General features: G+C 45.7%; 17 protein-coding genes. 14 read left to right on the top strand and 3 right to left on the bottom strand.

Annotated features, from left to right (window positions below):
- Positions 1–113 precede the first annotated feature (113 nt).
- On the top strand, positions 114–824 hold the full coding sequence (gene sdaAB, locus L1028_RS07235) for an L-serine ammonia-lyase, iron-sulfur-dependent subunit beta (RefSeq protein ID WP_234532637.1): 711 nt from the start codon (positions 114–116) through the stop codon (positions 822–824).
- Positions 821–1,699 (top strand): L-serine ammonia-lyase, iron-sulfur-dependent, subunit alpha, encoded by an 879-nt coding sequence (gene sdaAA, locus L1028_RS07230; RefSeq protein WP_042184434.1) that lies wholly within the window; start codon positions 821–823, stop codon positions 1,697–1,699. Before sdaAB ends, sdaAA begins: the two co-directional genes overlap by 4 nt.
- A 29-nt stretch (positions 1,700–1,728) precedes the next feature.
- On the opposite strand, the gene L1028_RS07225 is transcribed toward sdaAA, so the two are convergent.
- The gene (locus tag L1028_RS07225) at positions 1,729–2,031 is read right to left on the bottom strand and encodes a hypothetical protein (RefSeq protein WP_234532635.1); all 303 of its coding nucleotides are present in this window, start codon (positions 2,029–2,031) and stop codon (positions 1,729–1,731) included.
- 61 nt (positions 2,032–2,092) lie between these two features.
- On the opposite strand from L1028_RS07225, the gene L1028_RS07220 reads away from it, so the two are divergent.
- A complete protein-coding gene (locus tag L1028_RS07220; protein ID WP_234532633.1) occupies positions 2,093–2,290 on the top strand; it encodes a YwbE family protein in 198 nt (65 codons plus the stop codon).
- Positions 2,291–2,386: 96 nt separating this feature from the next.
- On the opposite strand, the gene L1028_RS07215 is transcribed toward L1028_RS07220, so the two are convergent.
- Positions 2,387–3,112 (bottom strand): HNH endonuclease, encoded by a 726-nt coding sequence (locus tag L1028_RS07215; protein WP_234532631.1) that lies wholly within the window; start codon positions 3,110–3,112, stop codon positions 2,387–2,389.
- A gap of 381 nt (positions 3,113–3,493) precedes the next feature.
- Here L1028_RS07215 and L1028_RS07210 point away from each other — a divergent pair, with 381 nt between their 5' ends.
- The 11 genes from L1028_RS07210 to L1028_RS07160 all read left to right on the top strand — a co-directional run bounded on the left by L1028_RS07210 (position 3,494) and on the right by L1028_RS07160 (position 19,102).
- The gene (locus L1028_RS07210) at positions 3,494–3,976 is read left to right on the top strand and encodes a hypothetical protein (RefSeq protein ID WP_234532629.1); all 483 of its coding nucleotides are present in this window, start codon (positions 3,494–3,496) and stop codon (positions 3,974–3,976) included.
- Positions 3,977–4,028: 52 nt separating this feature from the next.
- Complete coding sequence (locus tag L1028_RS07205) at positions 4,029–5,048, top strand: LacI family DNA-binding transcriptional regulator (RefSeq protein ID WP_234532627.1); 1,020 nt, start codon at positions 4,029–4,031, stop codon at positions 5,046–5,048.
- Between the two features lie 318 nt (positions 5,049–5,366).
- Positions 5,367–6,704 carry a glycoside hydrolase family 30 protein gene (locus L1028_RS07200; protein ID WP_234532625.1) on the top strand — a complete coding sequence of 446 codons (1,338 nt, stop codon included), beginning with the start codon at positions 5,367–5,369 and terminating at the stop codon, positions 6,702–6,704.
- Between the two features lie 28 nt (positions 6,705–6,732).
- Complete coding sequence (locus tag L1028_RS07195) at positions 6,733–9,960, top strand: cellobiose phosphorylase (RefSeq protein WP_234532622.1); 3,228 nt, start codon at positions 6,733–6,735, stop codon at positions 9,958–9,960.
- A gap of 254 nt (positions 9,961–10,214) precedes the next feature.
- Complete coding sequence (locus tag L1028_RS07190) at positions 10,215–11,165, top strand: ABC transporter permease (protein WP_234532886.1); 951 nt, start codon at positions 10,215–10,217, stop codon at positions 11,163–11,165.
- Positions 11,166–11,183: 18 nt separating this feature from the next.
- Positions 11,184–12,074 carry a carbohydrate ABC transporter permease gene (locus tag L1028_RS07185; protein WP_234532620.1) on the top strand — a complete coding sequence of 297 codons (891 nt, stop codon included), beginning with the start codon at positions 11,184–11,186 and terminating at the stop codon, positions 12,072–12,074.
- A gap of 109 nt (positions 12,075–12,183) precedes the next feature.
- Positions 12,184–13,884 carry a type 2 periplasmic-binding domain-containing protein gene (locus L1028_RS07180; protein WP_234532618.1) on the top strand — a complete coding sequence of 567 codons (1,701 nt, stop codon included), beginning with the start codon at positions 12,184–12,186 and terminating at the stop codon, positions 13,882–13,884.
- A 104-nt stretch (positions 13,885–13,988) separates the two neighbouring features.
- On the top strand, positions 13,989–15,914 hold the full coding sequence (locus L1028_RS07175) for a cache domain-containing sensor histidine kinase (protein ID WP_234532617.1): 1,926 nt from the start codon (positions 13,989–13,991) through the stop codon (positions 15,912–15,914).
- Positions 15,911–17,473, top strand: coding sequence for a response regulator (locus L1028_RS07170; RefSeq protein WP_234532615.1), 1,563 nt, complete (start codon positions 15,911–15,913; stop codon positions 17,471–17,473). Before L1028_RS07175 ends, L1028_RS07170 begins: the two co-directional genes overlap by 4 nt.
- Before the next feature lie 148 nt (positions 17,474–17,621).
- Positions 17,622–18,425 (top strand): AAC(3) family N-acetyltransferase, encoded by an 804-nt coding sequence (locus tag L1028_RS07165; protein WP_234532613.1) that lies wholly within the window; start codon positions 17,622–17,624, stop codon positions 18,423–18,425.
- A gap of 38 nt (positions 18,426–18,463) precedes the next feature.
- Positions 18,464–19,102 carry a histidine phosphatase family protein gene (locus tag L1028_RS07160; RefSeq protein WP_234532612.1) on the top strand — a complete coding sequence of 213 codons (639 nt, stop codon included), beginning with the start codon at positions 18,464–18,466 and terminating at the stop codon, positions 19,100–19,102.
- Between the two features lie 87 nt (positions 19,103–19,189).
- Here the strand turns inward: L1028_RS07160 and L1028_RS07155 are convergent.
- The coding region (locus L1028_RS07155) for an S-layer homology domain-containing protein (RefSeq protein WP_234532611.1) at positions 19,190–20,964 on the bottom strand (1,775 nt) is incomplete at its 5' end.

The raw sequence follows: 20,964 nt of genomic DNA, 5'->3' as shown, positions 1-20,964 counted from the left end.
AATATTAGGTATATGTATATCACAGCAAAAGTTACGGTGAACTAACGGCTGCTAGTGCAGTATACTATATAGGAGTATGATAATTGCCTATTTTTGCAGGCAGGAGGTCTTTTATGCGTTTTAAGGATGTATTTTCAATTATTGGTCCGGCAATGGTCGGTCCTTCAAGCTCACATACCGCTGGGGCAGCACGGATCGGAAGGGCTGCAAGGCAGGTGCTGGGTGAAGTACCGCGTGTGGCTGAAGTAACGTTTTTCGGTTCTTTTGCAGCAACTTATCAGGGACATGGCACAGATCGAGCGATTGTTGGAGGGTTACTTGATTTCACTACTGACGATCATCGGCTTCCAGATTCCCTAGAACTGGCGGTCGAAGCCGGGATGGAAGTTTCTTTTAAGCAAGGAACAGGTCTGTTCCCACATCCGAACACCGTTAAGCTACATCTCATCGGACAAAAAACAGGAAGCGAACTGACGCTAACAGGGACATCTATTGGTGGCGGGAACATCGAGATTGTTGATATCGACGGTTTTGGAGTGAAGCTTACGGGGATCTATCCGACGGTTCTGATTAATCATATGGATTATTTAGGTGTTCTGGCAAGTGTTACGGAAGTGATGCGTAACGGACAGTTTAATATAGGGCATATGTCTCTGGATCGTAAGAATCGTAGTGGTGCAGCCTTAACGGTGCTGGAGCTGGATGAAGCGGCTACACCGGAGCTTATTGAAGCGCTTAAAGCGCTCACTGCTGTGAAATCCGTGAAGTTGGTTAATTTAAACGAAGGTAAGCAAGATGAGAAGGGGAAGGAAAGTTTAACATGAATTTTCAAACACTTAGCGAGCTGGCTGTATTGTGTGAGGAACGCGGTCTCACGATTGGAGCACTTATGCTCGAAGAGCAAAGCGCGGAATCTGGACGTTCCAGTGATCATGAATTTTCCACGATGCGTGAATATTACGGCGTGATGAAAGAGGCTGTTCATCGCGGGATGCATGAAGATACAACTTCGCGCAGCGGCCTTACAGGCATGGATGCCCAGCGTGTAGGAGCATATAACGCGGCTGATGAGCCATGCCTAGGTGGACCTGCAGGTCAAGCTATGGCTTACGCGCTGGCTGTATCCGAAGTGAATGCTTCTATGGGCCGGATCATTGCGACGCCTACTGCTGGTTCATGCGGGATTATTCCGGGTGTATTTCTCAGCTGTCAGGAACGGTTTGGCTGGGACGATGACTACATGGTATCCGGATTGTTTGCAGCCGGGGCCATCGGTTATGTCATCGCCAATAATTCATTTGTATCGGGCGCGGAAGGCGGCTGTCAAGCTGAGGTAGGTTCAGCCATTGGGATGGCGGCAGGCGCGTTAACCGAGCTACGCGGTGGAACGCCTGCACAAGCAGTGCATGCTGTCGGGCTAGCACTTAAGAACACTTTAGGCCTGATTTGTGATCCGGTCGGAGGACTTGTAGAGATTCCTTGTATTGTTAGAAACGGATTCGGTGCAGTTACCGCACTTGCCGCCGCAGATATGGCACTGGCTGGTGTTCGTAGTGTGATTCCTTCAGATGAAGTTATCAAGGTCATGCTCGAGGTAGGTTCAGCTATGCCAGAGAAACACCGCGAGACTGCAGGAGGCGGTTTAGCACAGACACCTACCGGCCGTAAAATCATGCAGGATTTACGCAAAAAGAAGTGATTAATACGTCACAAATCACAATTTTGTATTTAGAGCATTTTGAAACGTTCCAGCTGATCCCATTGACCTTCTTGCCGAAGGATTTCTGCCTGCCTAGGTCCAATGAGGTCAAAGTGGGGAAACGATGAACGATTATGAATATATTGGGCCGGCAATCCATTCTCCTCGCACCAGTGTTTCAGTGTGGTAAGATTACTACAGCCCACCTTGGTGACGGTAGTGATACCGGGAAAGCGTGGATCCAGCCAATAATGAGTCAAGAAGGCGATCTCTCCTGCGGAGACCGCTTTTTTCCACCGGGATAATTCTTCTCTATTGATGCCGAAGGCCATAACGTCTCATCCTTATCTATTGTAGTTGACAACATTATAACCCATGAAAGGGGATTACATTATGAACGGACAAGTAAGAGCGGATATTCGTTCTGGGCTTGAAGTGGATATTGTACTTAAGCAGGATCAGCCTACAGGCAAGCTAACACACGGTACGGTGAAAGATATTCTCACGAACTCGCCTCGGCATCCGCATGGCATTAAGGTTAGATTGACTAGCGGACAGGTAGGACGAGTTAAGAATATTACAGGCAACTAAATAAACTACACTTCTCCACATTAAAAAGCGACCCTAATCTTGTTGTTCTGCTCACGGAAACAGAACAACGAGATTAGGGCTTTTTGGTTTAAGTTGTTATATTCGGCCCAAAAAATCCTCAACAGATTTATCAGCTTTAGTCTGATTACATAACGTGCAAGCGCAGACGCAATTATCTGGGGTTGTATGACCACCTTTAGCACGAGGTAGTAAATGATCAATGGTGTCCCCATAAGCGCCGCAGAAGTAGCAGATGTAATTGTCTCTGGCTAGTATATAAGCGCGAAAATCCTTATTACTATACAATCGTCGAATAGTTCGACGGTTTACAACGATAGCGGCATGTTCCCTGACTAGGGTAATCGCAAGCGCTAGATCGATCTCCTGATGCCAGCGCCGTCCCTTATCGCTATGACCACGCATCAGAATCATCCCTTTGGCAGAAGGAATCAATTGGGTTGGATCCTCGGGATTTAGCTTCGTGCCTTGAGAGTGTGGGTGTTTTCTTCGCTGCTCCAAACCTCGTACGCGGCGGTTCGGATTGGATTGTCCAGGAGAAGCAGCGGCGGAAGGTGGCTTTCCTTCTTTGGGACGTTCCAATAGAGCTTGCTGATGAGTTTGGATCGTATTAAGCTTCACCAGTAAGGGGTTTGCTGTGAGGTTTATATTTAGTGCTTCCCGTTGTTTCCGACATTCACGGCAGGCACCACGGCGTGACTGCCCTTTGGAACGTTTGCCTGTACGTCTGCGAAACTCAGAGAGCGGCTTCTGTTTGTGGCAATAAGCACACTGTTTGGTAAATAGAAGGTCGGTATCATTCATAAGTATGTTAGGTGCAGCGCATGTGTACGCATGTCCTGTCTCCTTGTTTTTTAAATATAAGAAACTATAAGTTTCACACCATACTTTATGTCTTAAATTTCTCGCTAAACGCTTACCGCCCTTATAAGGACGTCGAAAGCGTTTGTACTTGGGATTCAATGGTTCTATTTATGAGATCCGTCAGGTGAAAGGTTAGCTTCTAAACTTAGTATACCGTAAAGCGCTGCTGTTCACATCGTACGTAATAAAACCGTAAACACAGCCAAATTTGTGATATGCATCTCGGTGATACACAGGGAAAACTTGTAAAATAAAAAAGAGGGGCAAATTCATTATCTAAATAAGATTGCTCTAATTCTTATAAGGAAATGGGGTAATGAAATGGAATTAATGAAGGGAAGGCCGGGTACGGTAACATGGCTTTATATTCTTCTTATTTTTTTGGGGATTGGAGCGTTAGGAGGGGGTGGTGCTCTTGTAATAGATCCTAGCGGGGATCTAATAAAAATGCCGACTTCTATGCTGGAAAGATCGCCATTCTCAGATTTTTTATTCCCGGGTATTCTGTTATTTATCGTATTTGGTTTATTGCCCCTCCTCGTTGTTTATGGTCTGATCAAGAGACCTCAGTGGCACTTGGTAGAACGATTAAATCCTTTTAAAAAATTATATAGCTTCTGGGCTTTATCTCTGTATATCGGGTTTGGGCAAATCATTTGGATAACGGTGCAGACATTCATGCTAAATAGTGTTGCAATTATACATCTGATCTACATGAGCCTAGGGCTATTGATTCAGGCTGTCACATTACTCCCCTCTGTACAAAGTTACTTTTCGCTGGACGGCGGTACGGAAAGACGTTAAAATTGCAGTGAACAAAAGGCATTTCATATGTCAGGGCAAGGAGCGAGCCGAATTGACAACGATATACGATATTGCCAAAAGAACCGGTTACTCTCCAACAACGGTTTCTAAGGCGTTTAATAATTATTCCGATGTACGTGAGAAAACTCGTCAGGAAATATTCCGGGTTGCCCAAGAAATGGGATATTTGCCGAATTCACATGCCCGTACATTGACCACTAAGAAATCGTGGACCATCGGTGTACTGTTCGTAGAGAATACGGGATTTGGTATTCGCCATCCTTTTTTCAGCGCTGTGATCGAGAGCTTTAAGAAGGTTGCCGTGGAAAAAGGGTATGCCCTCATGTTTATCTCCAAGGATGTCGGCGGTAAGCAAAGCGGTTATTTAGAGAATTGCAGGATTCGTGGCGTAGACGGCGTTGTTGTCTTCTTGTCCGATTATGAGGATCCGTATTTCCGTGAGCTACTTGAGAGTGATATCCCTACGGTTATTGTGGATTTTGAGACTTCTGAGACGCATACAGTATGCTCCGATAATACAGCTGGGGCACAGCTGGCGGTGGAGTATCTAGCTTCTTTGGGGCATCGCAAGATTGCTCATATATCCGGAGGCATGAATACATTCCCAGGTAAAATGCGGGAGCTAGGTTATAAGACCGCCATGAAGCAGCGAAGGTTTAAAGTGCCCAAGTCCTATGTTGTAAACGGAGCCTTTTATTCTCGGGAAAGCGGCTATAACGCGATGCTGGAGCTTCTTAAGCTCCCTGAACGTCCAACCGCCGTCTTTGCTTCGGGTGACTTACTAGCCTTAGGGGCTATTATGGCTGCTAAAGATAGTGGACTTTCCGTACCGATGGATATTTCAGTTATGGGTTACGATGACATCGATCTTGCCGAGTATGTTTCGCCTGCATTGACAACGGTGCGTCAGGACACGGAACTTCTTGGAAGCCAAGCGGCGGACATTCTTTTATCGTCAATTGAAGGCAAAGTGATAGATAAGGAAGCGATTTTAGTTCCGGTGGAAGTGGTTGAACGGGAATCCTGTGCACCTCCGATTAGCGGAAGTTAGTCGATATTAAAATCAGGATAAATCTTGACGAACTGAAAAGAGTGCTGCTAAAGTAAAGGACATTACAGCTTTCAATTTTTTTCTATGAGGTGAGAGAGTGGTATTTGGCACATCTTATGTTGTGAGATGGAGCTATAATCGACTCATGATTATAAATGCTCTTTCAATTGATTTGGAAGATCATTTTTTTTCGAAAATAATCGAAACCGGTTTCGATTATTTCGATTTTGGCTCATTGCTCCGAATCTATAACATCGGAAGATGATCCAGTAAGGACTAGTGCTTTGGTAAGAAAACAATTCAGAGGAGATGGATGAAATGGCAAAAGTTCAAACTGTGGTAACTGCAAAAGATACAGGGGAACGCTTAACTCCAAAAGATGCAATTGTTTTTAGCGCAAGAGTAGGATCTGGGTCTGCCGATGTGGAGCTTAAGCCAGAGCAGGAATTTCAAAAGATGATTGGATTTGGCGGCGCTTTCACTGAAGCTGCTGCTTATACGTTGTCACGCCTGAGCTCCGAGAAACGAGCAGAGGTTATCCATCGGTACTTCCATCCTGTAGAGGGATTAGGCTATAGCATGGGGCGTGTTCATATTCACAGCTGTGATTTTGCCCTCGGAAATTATACGTATGTTGCTGATCATGACACAGAGCTAACTACTTTTGATATCTCACATGATCATAAGTGGGTACTGCCGCTGATAAAAGACGCCATGGAAGTAAGAGGCGGTGCATTCACGATGCTAGCTTCTCCTTGGAGCCCTCCGGCATGGATGAAAACAAATGGAGAAATGAATAACGGTGGATCACTGAAGCCGGAATACGCAGAGGTTTGGGCACGCTACTATACGAAGTTCATAGAAGCTTATGGAAAAGAGGGAGTACCGATTTGGGCAGTTTCCGTGCAAAATGAGCCGGCTGCCGTTCAGGTCTGGGATTCATGTATTTATAGTGCGGAAGAGGAACGGAATTTTGTTAAAAATCATCTTGGACCGGTGATGCATCAGACCGGCCATTCAGATGTGAACATTGTAATCTGGGATCATAACCGCGATATTATGGTCGAGCGTGCTTCAGCAGTATTATCTGATCCTGAAGCTGCAAAGTATGTATGGGGTACAGGTATTCACTGGTACGGAGGCGAGGAGTTCGACAAAGTAGAAAAGGTACATGATTTATTTCCTGACAAGCATCTGTTGTTCACAGAGGGCTGCCAAGAGGGCGGCGTTAAGCTGGGAGAATGGTTTACTGGCGAACGTTATGGCAGAAACATGATTGGAGATCTCAATGCGTGGACAGAAGGATACCTGGATTGGAACCTGGTACTGGATGAGACGGGAGGCCCTAACCATGTAGGCAATCTTTGCGATGCGCCGATTATTGCAGATACGACAACGGATGAAGTGCACTATAACAGCTCCTATTATTACATTGGGCATTTCAGTAAATACATTGCACCAGGTGCGGTACGGATCGGATTTACATCTGAAGCGGAAGGTATCCTAACCACAGCATTCCGTAATCCTGATGGCAGCATTGCTGTCGTACTGATGAATGAAAGTGAAGAAGTGCACAGTGTAACGCTAGGTCTAGGCGAAGAGATTGCAAGCTGCGAGCTAGCGCCTCATTCCATCGTGACGCATTTGATTTCATAAATAATCTACAACTTAGGAGGACAAAAGTATGAGCAATTATTATTTCGAATCAGGTACATTTGTAATGGAGCAATTTGATGAAGGAAAGCCCTTTTCCAGTTTCTTACCAGGTCTTGCCGGACTAAAGGGAATTCCGATGTGGACTTTTTATGTGAATCGGGGTCAGGCTATTTGCAGCTTCGGGGTACGCGATAAGAACTCGCCGATCATGGAATTCTCTCCCGCAAATATCTCTTATAAGAACGTAGGGACGACCGGTTTCAGAACCTTTATCAAAATTAAAGGCGAGCAAGAGATTTATGAACCGTTTCAATCTGCACGTCCGGATGCTGCTGCTAAGCGGATCATGACCATTTTGCCTAATGGGCTTACTATTGAAGAAAGCCATGCCGGACATGGTCTGAAGACGACCGTACACTATTTCAATTTGCCTAATGACGATTATGCAGCATTGGTACGTCGGGTAGAGATTGAGAACATCGGCGGTAAAGAGATCGAGCTGGAGCTGATGGATGGTCTGCCTGAAATCTTGCCTTACGGCGTAGAGAACAGTGGATACAAGGAAATAGGGAATCTGCTGCGCAGCTGGATGGACGTATACAACCTAGAGAATGGCATTCCGTTCTATAAGCTACGTTCCAGCACTAATGATAGTGCGCAGGTTAGCGAAATCACGAATGGACATTTCTACCTATCGTTCACTGGAGAAGGAGAAAAGGTCTCGCCAATCGTCGATTTCGAGCTAGTCTTTGGTGGCAACACCTCGCTTACGTACCCAGACCGCTTTGCGGGATTAACTCTTGCCGAACTGGGCGAGCTTCCGCAATATCCGGTCAACAAGGTTCCATGCGGTTTTAGTGGAGTGGCAAGACGTTTAGCACCAGGTAGCAGTCTGATCCTGAATACACTGGTTGGACATGTAAATGACATCGACAAAATCAATAAGAAGGCGGAGCAGTTATGCCGCGATGAATACATCTTATCCAAATCCCAAGAAGCCGCAGGTCTGACGGAGGAATTAACAGAAGACATTGCCACTCACACTTCATCGGCTGTGTTTGATGCGTATTGCCGTCAATCCTATCTCGATAACTTCCTGCGCGGAGGCTATCCTTTTGTCTTCGACAATGGTGGTGATGGCTTTGTAGTTCACTTATACTCGCGTAAGCATGGTGATTTGGAGCGTGATTACAACTTCTTCTCACTCGCTCCAGAATATTATTCACAGGGCAACGGAAACTTCCGTGATATGAATCAGAATCGGCGGAACGATGTGTTTTTTAATCCGAAGGTGGGTAGCTTCAACATCAAAATGTTCTATAGCTTGATTCAGGCGGACGGTTACAACCCACTGAGCGTACAAGGAACAACCTTTGAAGTGAAACCGGATAGCAAGGCGCAAGCTGCGGAGTGGATCAGAGAAGCTGCGGCAGATCATCAAGCTGAGCTTGTAAAGCTGTGTAGTAGCCGATTCACACCAGGTAGCTTAGTGAACTATATTGCGGATCATAACGTTACCTTGAAGGTAAGCGAGCAACAATTTTTGTCGGGATTACTAGCCCTGTCACAGCAAAACATTGAGGCTGCTTTTGGCGAAGGCTTCTGGTCGGATCACTGGACATATAATATGGATCTGGTAGTAGGTTATTTGGATATCTTCCCTGACAAAAAGCAGGAGCTTCTATTTGTGGATAATACTTATGCGTTCTATGACAGCCCAGCGTATGTGCTGCCACGCAGTGAGAAATATGTAATCAGTGACGGAAAGGCCCGGCAATATGGTGCACTCCTTGAGGATGAGGAGAAGCTGCACAAGCTGAAATGGAAAGCTGGAGATACCCATTGGCTGCGTACTGAAGGCGGTCACGGCGCTATTTACCACACCAATCTGTTCGTGAAGATGTTGTCTCTTGCCTTGAATAAATTTGCTACACTTGACCCTTATGGTATGGGGGTAGAGATGGAGGGCAATAAGCCGGGCTGGAACGATGCTATGAATGGACTGCCAGGATTGTTCGGCTCCGGAATGAGTGAGACTTTTGAGCTGAAACGTACCGTAGTCTTTTTGTTAGAGGCTCTGAACGGCAAAGAGAGCGTCCAAGGCGCTGTAGATCTGCCAGAAGAAATTGCACAGCTGCTTGAAGAGGTGTATCTTGCGGTCACGGCGGTTCTGTCGGGAGATTTGGAACAATTCAATTATTGGGACACTGTGGCTTTGGCGCGTGAGGCGTATAGAGCACGTATCCGTTTCGGTATTACTGGAACTGAGTCTGAAGTAACCTTAGAATACATTCGTGAGGCCCTCTCCAAATTCTTGGTTAAAATCGACGAGGGGATCAAAAGGGCAGTAGAACTTGGCAACGGACTTACCCCAACCTATTTCCGCTTTGAGGCGAAGAAATTCCAGCAGGTAACCGATGCTGAAGGTCAACCGGTACTTAGCGGATACGGCCTCCCAAAAGCTGTGGTGGAGGAGTTTGAGGTCTATGCATTGCCATACTTCCTTGAGGGCCCTACTCGTTGGTTGAAGACGCTGAAAGATCCGGTGCAAGCCAAAGAAATCTATAATTTGATTAAGCAAACAGAGCTATATGATCCGACTACGTCTATGTATCAAACTTCGGTTAGTCTAGAGGGAGAGTCTCATGAGATCGGACGAATGAGAGCCTTTACGCCAGGCTGGCTGGAGCGGGAGTCCAACTTCCTGCATATGTCCTACAAATATTTGCTTGAGCTGTTGAAAGGCGGGCTTTATGAGGAGTTCTACGGAGAACTGAAGACCTCGCTAGTTCCGTTCCTGGATCCGGCTGTCTATGGACGCAGCACGCTTGAAAATTCATCATTTATCGCTACCGGAGGCAATCCTGATCCTAATAACCATGGTAGAGGATTCGTTGCAAGATTAAGTGGATCGACCGCTGAATTCCTCAGTATGTGGAGAACGATGATGGCCGGAAGTCATGTTTTCAGATTAGAAGATGGACAGCTTACGTTATCATTGGATCCGGTTCTACCAGGCTGGCTATTTGATGAACAAGGCAATCTCTCTTTCACATTCCTAGGTGGCACGGAAGTAACTTATTCGAACCCACAATGTGAGAATACGTTTGGTGAGAGGAAGGTTGTTATTCAGAGCATGACGCTCGTCTATCACGATGGAACGGTGACGGAAATTTCAGGTGCACTCGTTCGTAGTGAAGAGGCAGAGGCTCTGCGGCGTGGTGAGATCAAGCAAATTCGAGCAATAATGGCGTAGAAAATAAGGGAGGGCCTAGGCCCTTCCTTTATTTTTTTCCCAAATATAGGAAAGTCCTTGAACGACGCCGAAGGCGTTTTAGCTTGAACCCGAAAAATGGAACCTATAACCCGAAATTCAAAGCCTTACGGAGACAGGCAAAAGCAAATACAATGAATATATAGACATTGTAAGCGCTTTATACAAGAGCGGATATAGAGATTCTGGAGGTCCATATGATGGAGAAAAAAACAAATGGGGAAGTAAGCCCAGCGATGAAGCCACAATTTGCGGGCAATTTCGAAACCGGTAAAGTAAATCGTACCCCGCTTTGGAAGAAGTTCGTTACCCAGCGACATTTGCAGACCATGGCACTGCTTGGTGTAGTCTGGATGATTATTTTTAACTACATTCCGATGTATGGCATTATTATCGCCTTCAAGGAGTACAACATCGTCAAGTCAATCTCAGAAGCCCCTTGGGTCGGTCTCGCGAATTTCAAAGAGTTCCTGGCGGACGATAATTTTGTGTATGTTATGAAGAATACGCTAGGCATCAGTTTAATCAAGCTGTTGATCTTTCCGCTGCCGATCATATTCGCCCTCTTTCTGAACGAAGTTCGATCCGTTCGCTTTAAGAAGAGTATTCAGACGATATCGTATCTGCCCCACTTCCTGTCTTGGGTCGTTCTTGGCGGGATTCTCGCCACTTGGCTGGCAGATATAGGCATCATCAACAATATCTTGATGGCGCTGCATGTGATCGACCAGCCGATTTCGTTCCTGGCTGAACCGAAATATTTTTGGACCATTATTATTACCTCAGATTTATGGAAGGAGCTGGGTTGGTCAGCGATCATCTATCTGGCTGCCATTACCAGTATATCTCCCGAAATGTATGAAGCGGCCACCATCGACGGTGCCGGAAGATTCCAGAAGATGTGGTATGTTACCGTACCGACCATCAAAGGAACAATCAGCATTTTGTTTATTCTGGCGGTCAGCGGTGTACTGAACTCCAATTTTGACCAGATCCTAGTACTGCGTAATTCGCTGAATGACAGCGCGAGTAATGTGATTGACTACTATGTTTACTATACCGGTCTGCTTTCGGCCCGCTTCTCGTATTCAACCGCAATAGGGATGTTCAAATCGGTTATCTCGCTCATTCTGCTGCTGATTGCCAACCAAGTATCCAAAAAACTCAACGACACCTCGTTGTTTTAGGCCAAGGAGGACCTGTACATGATTACACTGAATCGCAGAACAAAGGGCGAAGTCGTCTTTGATATAGTCAACAATATTGGAATGCTTTGTATTTGCTTCGTTACGCTGTATCCGATCTGGTACGTGCTGATTAATGCTTTTAATGACGGAAAAGATGCTATGTTGGGCGGGATTTACTGGTTTCCGCGCAAGTTTTCATTGGAGAACTTTAGTGCCGTGTTCGATAGCCCGGGTATTATGAGGGCTATGTGGCTTACCGTAGCCAAAACACTTCTCGGCGTAGGTCTGCATGTGTTCTTTACGGCGATGGTTGCTTATGCGTTTTCCCGCAGGGAACTGATTGGGGGCAAATTCTACATCCTGTTAGGCACGATAACTATGATCTTCGCAGGCGGACTTATTCCGACGTACCTACTCATCAGAGATCTTCATCTGCTGGAAAATTTCCTTGTCTATATTATTCCGGTCATGTTCAGCTTCTTCGATCTAATCATCTTTATGACCTTCTTCCGGGATATTCCCGATGGTCTGGAGGAAGCGGCGCGTATTGACGGAGCTAATGACTGGTCCATCTTCCTGCGGGTTGTCCTACCGGTCTCCTTACCCGTACTGGCTACCATTGCGCTGTTCCATGGCGTTTACCAATGGAATGATTATTTTACCGGAATGATTTATATGAACAATGAAAGCATGCAACCGATTCAAACATTCCTGTACCGGGTTGTTGCCCAGTCCAGCTCCAATCTGATGATGACTGCCGTACAGGGAAGCGCGGTGACCAGGACGGTGACCTCGCAGTCCATCAAGCTGGCTACCATGGTCGTTACAACACTTCCGATCGTCTTTGCTTACCCGTTCCTGCAACGTTATTTCGTCAAAGGGATGATGATTGGCTCCATCAAGGGCTAAGTGCCGGTCGCACTTCACCCGTTCTAGCGGTAACTCCTCCGAACCGCTCCCGCAGTCTTGGAGTTATAAATTATATTATTAATCAATCTCAGAAAAGGGGTAAACAAGCATGGACATGAAAAGAAAGCCAAAGAAAATAATGCTAATGCTTATGGCAACAATCATGGTTCTGTCCGTAGCGGGCTGTTCCGGCAACAATGGCAACGCCGCAAACAAAGGTAATTCCGCAAACAAGACTGAAGGTAACACAGCAGAGGCGACAGCTACAACAGCACCAGAAGCTACAGCATTATCCGCTGATGAACCGGGGTGGAAATCCGACACATCACCAATTACATTTGACTGGTACCTGAACTTTGCCTGGTTCCCTAATAAATGGGGTGTGGATCCAACTTCCCAATATATCACTAAGAAAACCGGTGTTGATATTAACTTTATCGTTCCAGCCGGTAATGAAAATGAAAAGCTGAACACACTGATTGCTTCCGGTAAACTGCCGGACTTCATTACACTGGGCTGGTATGAAGATGGCGTTAAGAAAATAATTGAAGGTAATCTCGCGCTTCCGCTGAACAAACTCGCTGAAGAATACGATCCGTACTTCTTCAAAGTATCCGACCCTGACAAACTGGGATGGTACACACAAGCTGACGGCAATGTTTACGGTTATCCGAATGCTTCCTCCTCACCTAAAGATTACGAGAAATATGGAGATTCTTATGTATCCAACCAAACTTTCGTAGTCCGCAAAGATATTTATGAAGCGATTGGCAGCCCTGATATGCGCACACCGGAAGGATTCGTGGCCGCGCTGAAGGCCGCTAAAGAGAAATTCCCCGAAATCGACGGTCAACCGATGATTCCGCTCGGTCTGCACGAATTTACCACAACGGGTAACGATTCTCTGGAACAATACATTCAGAACTTCTTGGCTATTCCAAGAGAAAAAGACGGCAAGCTGTATAACCGTGAGACTGACCCTGAATATATCCGCTGGATGAAAACTTTGCGTCAAGCGAACCAAGACGGCTTGCTTTCTAAAGATATCTTTATTGACAAACGTCCTCAAATGGAAGAAAAAATCGCTCAAGGCCGTTACTTCGCGATGCTGTACCAACGCTCTGACTTTGGAGCCCAACTGGGAACGCTGTACCAGAAAGACCCGAATAAAATTTATATCGCTGTTGACGGACCGGCTAATACCAACCTGGATGCGCCTACTCTGAACGGCCCTGCCATTTCCGGCTGGACAGTAACGCTGATCTCCAAAGATGTTAAAGACAAAGCACGCGCTATTAAATTCCTCAGTTATCTGAACAGTGAAGAAGGTAACAAAGACCTCTATCTTGGCGAAAAAGGCGTCTCCTACGATACCATTGACGGCAAAGACCAATTTAAACCAGAAGTCTTTGATCTGATGAATAAAGACCGTACGGCATTCGACAAGAAATATGGTTCTTCCTTTACGTTCTGGATGCTGATGAATACCAATATTACAGCACAGTGGACACCAAAATCTGTAGAGCCTTTCAAACAGCTTGAAGACTGGACTCGCGGAAAAACAAAAAGTATCTCCGAGTTTGACCAAATCGATCCGTTGGCAAGCTCCCCTGAGGGCATTATCTTATCTAAAATCAAAGATTTACGCAGCAAAACGCTGCCGAAGCTTTTGATGGCTCCATCCGATGCTGAATTTGATTCCATCTGGACAGGTTACATCAAGAAGCAAGAGGATCTGGGTCTGGCTAAAGTGCAAGCCTTCCAGCAAACAAAATATGAAGAGAATAAGCTAAAACTCGCAAAAAAATAAAATAAACATGACCCAATCGCCCGCTAATGCGGGCGATTGGGTTATTTTCAATCTATAATATGGTATAGATATTAAATAGGTTAAGCATTCACTATTTTAGCGAGGTGGACAGAACAGAAGTGTATAGAGTGAACAGGCGTGAGCGAGCTAGAGCATTATGGCATTCTTTTAGTTATTGGTGGGGAAGAAGATCTCTCCAGAGTCGTTTAATTGCAGCCTATGTTTTTATCATTTTAGGCCCGTGCTTGCTGGTATCCGTCTACTTCTATGAGTCTATTAATAATACCTATCTTAGAGATGCCGTCGAGAAAAATGATTATTTGCTGCAAATGGAAAAATTACATATCTATAATCAAGTCGAGGCGATGGAACGTGCAGCGCAGATGGCTTATTCTGATGCCGATGTAGAAGACTTCCTTGCGAATGAAACCGAACCGCAGCTAGTAGATTTGATTAATTTTAATACCAATGCTTATGTGAATATGACTCGTATTCAATTTAACAATCCGAATATTGCGCATTTGCGGCTGTATTCGAGAAGCAATAAAGTGCATGAAATTTGGCCGATTATCTTTCGTGAAGAGCGAGTTTCTTCCAAGCCATGGTTTCAGAAAGCGCTTCAAATGAAGGGGCAGGAATACTGGTCTTTTCAGAAAAGTGATCCGGATCTGATGCAGAGATACTTGGGATCGCCGGAGGAGAGTCTGCCCAAGGTTTCGTTGTTGCGTGAGAAGAGTCGTCCAGCAGACAATTATATCGGCATGGTGCAGGTGGATATGATGCTGAGTCGTTTTACACCCAAGACGTATACAGATGTCCGGGATAATCAGACCCAAATGTTCCTTGTGGATAGTGAGCTGCAGCTTTTCACCAGACCGGACCATTCTTTTTTGCAGAATAATCTGAAGATGGCTGATATGATTGCAGAACGGTATAAGCATTTTAGGAAAACTGGGGAATGGGATAGTGAGTACTCGGAGAATGGTAAATCGTTTTTGTTGATTAACACTCCACTAGAACGTATTGATGCTTATTTGTTAAATGTAGTGTCCATGGAGGGAGTTATGAAGGATATCTCCCGAACGCGCAACTTAATCATTGGCGCCAATGTAGGGTTTATTACCTTGCTGACGCTGATTGCTTATGTGACAAATGCCTTTATTCTAAAAAATCTACGTAGATTGACCGAAACAATGAAAAGAGTGCGTAGAGGTGAAGCGTACACTGGAATTATGATTCGGGGTGGAGGGGAAGTTGGTGAGCTTGCCCATCATTTCTCCAAACTGATGAACACGATCAATACATTGGTGGCTCAAGCAGTGAGCAAGCAGGCATTGTCAAAAGAGGCTGAGCTACGTACGCTCCATAACCAGATTGACGCACATTTTTTGTATAATACGCTGGAAAATATTAAAATGCTGGCTGAAATTGAAAACCAACGAACGATCTCAGACGCACTAACTTCACTCGGTGGAATGATGCGTTATAATTTCAAATGGTCCGGAGAGTATGTGAAGCTGCGGGACGAAATTCGCCATATTGAGAATTACATTGAAGTGATGAATATTCGTTTTGAGTATCCAGTTAAGCTGATGCTTCATATTGAACCCCGATATTTGGAGCTGGAGGTGCTTAAAATGTCACTACAGCCTATTGTGGAGAACAGTGTTAAGCATGCTTGGTGTGATGAGAAAGAGAATCTACAGGACCCGAGCGTTCATATTCATATTTCGGAAGCGGAAGGTGATATTTTCATAGAGCTTCGTGATAATGGCATGGGGCTAACACCAGAGCGTCTACATGCTTTAAACGAGGCGATTTATGCGAAAGATGAACGCTGTGAGAGCACTGCTGAACAGAAGGGGACTGACCGCCGAACAGGTGGCATTGGTCTGAGAAATGTACATCAGCGTTTGCAAATCTTTTATGGCGATGAATATGGGCTTGTAGTCCAGAGCGAAGCAGGAAGTTGGACGATGGTACGTTTAACCTTGCCGAAAGTTCTTTTGACGGGAGAAAAACAACTATGAAGAAGCTACTGATCATTGATGATGAGAAAAATATTCGTTACGGCCTCAAGACAATGATAGAAAGAGAATTTCCGTCCATTTATACCATCACGATGGCGAGTAATGGCGCAGAGGGGTTTGATATCTATGAGACCGACGGTGCAGATATTATTATTACAGATATACGTATGCCAGTAATGGATGGAATTACGCTATTGGAGCGGTTGTCTTCGGCGACAAGGGGCGAGAAAAGTCCGGCAGTGCTAATTTTAAGCGGGTATGACGATTTCGAATATGCCAAAAGCGCAATCCGTTATCGCGTGAAGGATTATTTACTTAAACCGATTCGTAGAGATGAATTATTCGAAATCTTGAAGTGTATAGATAAGGAGCAGGAGGAGCAGAATCTCAGCGCAAGGCAGCAGGAGCAGAAAGCAGAACATTTCCGCCAAGAGCTGCGTTCTAGCCGTTTACGTGGGCTGCTTATGCAGCAGGAAGTTCAGTTGGAGCGAGAGCAGCAGGAGAGCCTAGATGACCTGGAGGTTCCTTTTACAGTAGGTGTGTTGAATTACTATTGTAATGACGGAACAAGAATGAAGCCGGGGGATGTTCAGGGGCTGGTTGAACGATTGATGGGACCACTTGAAAAATATTTTTCGGAAATTACAACGGACTGGGACGGTAAATTAGTATTGCTCGGAACCAGAAAACAGGACTTTATAGAGCTGTCCAGACAAGCTGAAGCCAAAGAAATAATGGGATTGTCGATTGGAATAAGTAGCGAAGGAAGAAGTCTTGCAGACCTTCGTTCCTGTTATAAGGAAGCGTGCCGGGCATTACAGTATACTTTTGTATATCCGCAAGTGAACTTGTTGAATTACGCGGATGTGTGTCAAGAACGGTCTAATTCCCCATTGCCGAAGGAGGAAATTCGCAAGCTGCTCAATATGCTTGGAACAGAACGCGAGAAGGAGATGAAGCATCTCCTGGCTGAGATTTTTCAGACCGAGCATTTGAAGGCGCTTGACCTGTCTTATTTGGAGTCGGTGGGACAGAATATCAATGAATTGGTGCTGGATGAAGTATTTCGGGTACATGGCGAAGCCTCGGTAGAGGTGCTAAAGCTATATCGTACGGTTGGTAATATGTATAACTATCGTCATTTCCATGATTATTATCGTGCGCTTGAGAATTTACTTCTGAGTGTGAATGATTACATTGTGGGTGTACGCTCTGCTCATACGGAGCATGCTGACATGGAGGAAGCGTTGAATTATATTGAAACGAACTATGCTCGTCCACTAAATATGGCGATGGTTAGTAACCATGTCTCTTTGAATTATTCCTATTTTAGCGAAGCCTTCAAAGCATATACTGGTGAGAATTTTGTCATTTATTTAAAAAAGGTACGCATCCGTCATGCAAAAGAACTGCTAGCGAAAGACTGTGGCAAGCTTGCTCAAGTTTCGGAGAAAGTAGGTTTTGAGAACAGTAAGCAATTTGCCCGTGTATTCAAAGAGCTGGAAGGGATCTCTCCAGGTGATTATAGAGCCAAAATGCTGTCTGAAGATTTGTCGTAAACGGCAGGATAAGTGGCTTTAGTATAAATATCATTGCTGTACTGTACCTTGATGGTCATTAAGGGTGTCGTTAGAAGTGATCCTTCTATATAATGGCAGTGAGAAGCTTTGCTAGGATTAGCAGCAAGTGAGTTTGGAGGAATGAAGGGTGGAAGAAATTCAAGGCAATTTGATTACGGTTCAGACGTTGGCAGAGGACTTTCGGCGACTGGGTGTACAGGCGGGAATGACAATTATACTGCATTCGTCCTTCAAATCACTAGGCCAATGGGTGGCAGGTGGCCCGGTTGCCGTTATTTTGGCGCTTGAGGAGGTCCTTGGGGAATCAGGTACACTTGTGATGCCGACGCATTCCAGTGATCTGACGGACCCTGCTGGCTGGAGTAACCCACCGGTGCCCGAATCTTGGTGGCAGAGTATCCGTGAGCAGATGCCGGCTTATGATCCAGACCTGACCCCGCTTAGAGGGATGGGGGTTATTCCAGACTGCTTTCGCAAACAAAAAGGTGTAAAGCGTAGCGATCATCCCATTCATTCGTTTGCTGCTTGGGGCAAGCAAAGAGATGAAATTATGTATGGTCATTCACTTGAAATGGGCCTGGGGGAAGATTCTCCGCTGGCTCGTATTTACGATTTGGGCGGACATGTACTGTTGCTGGGTGTAGGCAATCTTAATAATACTTCCCTACATCTTGCCGAATGCCGAGCATCTTATGCTGGCAAGAAGGAAACCATTGGCGGGGCGCCCATTATGGTGGATGGAGTTAGACAGTGGGTGGAATTCAAGGAGCTAGATTGGAACTCTGACGATTTTGTTGATCTAGCTGAGCAATTCGGGCAAGAGACAGGACTCATTACATATGGTCACATCGCCTCAGCTGCAGCTCAATTGATTCCGCAGCGTGAAATTGTTGACTATGCGGTGAACTGGATGGAGCGAAACAGGAAGTAGACTATCTCTGGATTTGGGGTTAAGAGGAGGAGTAACGGATGAGTACTACAACGATATATCTAACGCGTCATGGTCAGACAGAATGGAATGTGCAGAATCGTATGCAAGGTCATATGGATTCTGCGCTGACGACGCTTGGTGTACAACAGGCGGAATGGTTGAGCCAGGGGATGCAGGCTATAAATCTGGATGCCATTTATGCAAGCTCCAGCCCAAGGGCGCTGCGTACAGCTGAGATTATACGCGGAGAGCGGGATGTTCCGCTGAAAGTTTCCGATGCATTTAAGGAAATTGGCATGGGCGTATGGGAAGGTAGAGATTCTGCTGAGCTGGCAGCTCAGTATTCGGATCAGCACCGTTATTTCTGGAAGGACCCCGACCAGTTTAAAGTGGAGGGCAGCGAGACCTTCGCAGAGGTGCAGACAAGAGCGCTAGAGAAGCTTCAGGAAATTCTTACTGCCCATCAGGGTGAGTCGATTCTTATCGTAACGCATACGGTAGTAATCAAGCTCTTGATGGCTTATTTCGAGAGCAGAGAGTTGCCTAAGCTATGGGATCTGCCTTACATTTATCCAACCTGCTTATCCAGGATTGATTTTACGGATGGCGTGCCGGAGATCCTGTTGCACGGGGATACAAGTCATTATGAAGAGAATGAAGCTGGGATGGAATCGTAGGGTGCAATATAAAAAAAGAGGCGGTTCCTTGAGTGCATGATGCACCCCTAGGAACCGCCTTTTTGTCCACAGAGCTGTGGGTCTTTATTAGTTGATGAACTGGAGGAATTTCAATGTCTTCTCCAGCATCGTAACGGCTTCAGCACGAGTTGCCAGTTTCTGTGGAGCAAAGGAACTGTCTGTCGCTCCCTGGATGATGCCCGCAGCAGCGATTTCTGCTACTGCTGCTTGGGACCAAGCAGGAATGCTTGCTGCATCACTGAATTTAGTCAGTGCTGCAGGATCGGCATTTAGAGTTTTGCCTGTGTACTTGATGGCTTTAGCTAATACAGAAGCCATTTCTTGACGAGTGATTGGGTTACCTGGCTTAAAGCTGCCATCGGTATAACCAGAAATCAATTCGGCTCCTGCTGCGGTGCGAATCGCATCAGCATACCATGCATTTGGATTTACATCCTTAAATGCTATCTCACCACCCACAGTCGCAAGTCCCAGAGAACGCGTAATTAATGCAGCGAACTCAGCCCGTGTGATCGACTGTGAAGGAGAGAACGTATTGTTGTTTGTTCCACTGACGATCAGTTTGGAAGCTAACAGATCAATGGACGACTTAGCCCAGTGTCCGTTAATATCTCCGAACGTTTTAGAAGATTTAACAACGGTGTAATAGCTGTTGCTGTTCCGTTTAATCGTAACATCCGTTGTTCCATCAGCCTTAGGAGCAAATAGCGCAGGTACGAAGGAAATCTTACCTGTAGCAGGATCGAAGACAACTGCCGTTGCGTTATTTGAATTTAAGGAAGAAGGTACATTGATCGTCCGGTTAACGTAAGTACTGCCAAAGTTGTTCAGCGGTACACGCTTAGTTCCGGCTTGCGCTGAAACACTGAATTCGATTACTGGAGCAGCTAAAGTAGCATTATTAAGTTGTGAAGCGATAGCTTTGTTTGTGCTACTTATTGTTCCCGAATCCGTTAGTAGAATGGATACCGTAATTGTAAAGTCGTTGGTACCTAATTGAGCAGCAAGTGCTGCACTGTTTATAATGCTGAGCGGTAAGGAATAAGAAGCGCCTGCAGTTGTAAAGGTAAAGATAGTGTTAGGCTGTGCTGCAGCTTGTTTTACAAGCACACTGCCTGGGAGTTCTACTTGAGCGCCGCCGGTAGTCGCTTTAACCGGAATAACCAGTTCATGTTTACCAGTTGGCAGTTCAGCAAGTTGTTTGGTCAGATCAGCAGCATTAATTGTTGTTACTTGCGGTTTGGCTATTGGTGTAACAGTTGGTGCAATTGTTGGTGCTGTTGTTGCAGTTGCAGTTGGTACTGTTGGTGAAGTTGGTGCTGCTGTTGGTGCTGCTGTCGGCACTGGTGTCGGCACTGGTGTCGGCGTCGGAGTCGTCTCCGGCAGTGGTGCGCCTTTCAGATCCACAATACGGCCCTCAACAGCGGAAGTTTTCGCAGTGACAGTTTTAACCTCATTAAGATACTTCGTAAATACATCAAAGTCCGGTAGGTACAGCAGATTCACGCGACCTTCTTTGTAGGCCTTCTCAAGGGAAGTATAGAAATCTCCGCCTTTAGCTGTGAAAGCATTAGTGGCTACTACATAGGATGCATTCATATCCAGAGGAATGTATTTGTCCCCGTTCTTCACTTCAATGCGCAATACGCGTTCGTTCACAGGCTTCGTAGAGTCATAATAGAATTTCAACCCTGCAACATGTGGGAAACGTCCGTCTGCGGTTGGAGTTTTGGAAACCCCATTCTCCATCGCGTCCTTAATTTCTTGTCCGGTTAAAGTGATCGTAACCAGATCATTGTTGAATGGAAGTACTCCGAGTACTTCACCTTGTGTAATCGGTC

This window comes from Paenibacillus pseudetheri (assembly GCF_924513355.1).
GTDB classification, from domain to species: Bacteria; Bacillota; Bacilli; order Paenibacillales; family Paenibacillaceae; genus Paenibacillus_AQ; species Paenibacillus_AQ pseudetheri.
This window is presented reverse-complemented; position numbering and strand designations above follow the sequence as displayed.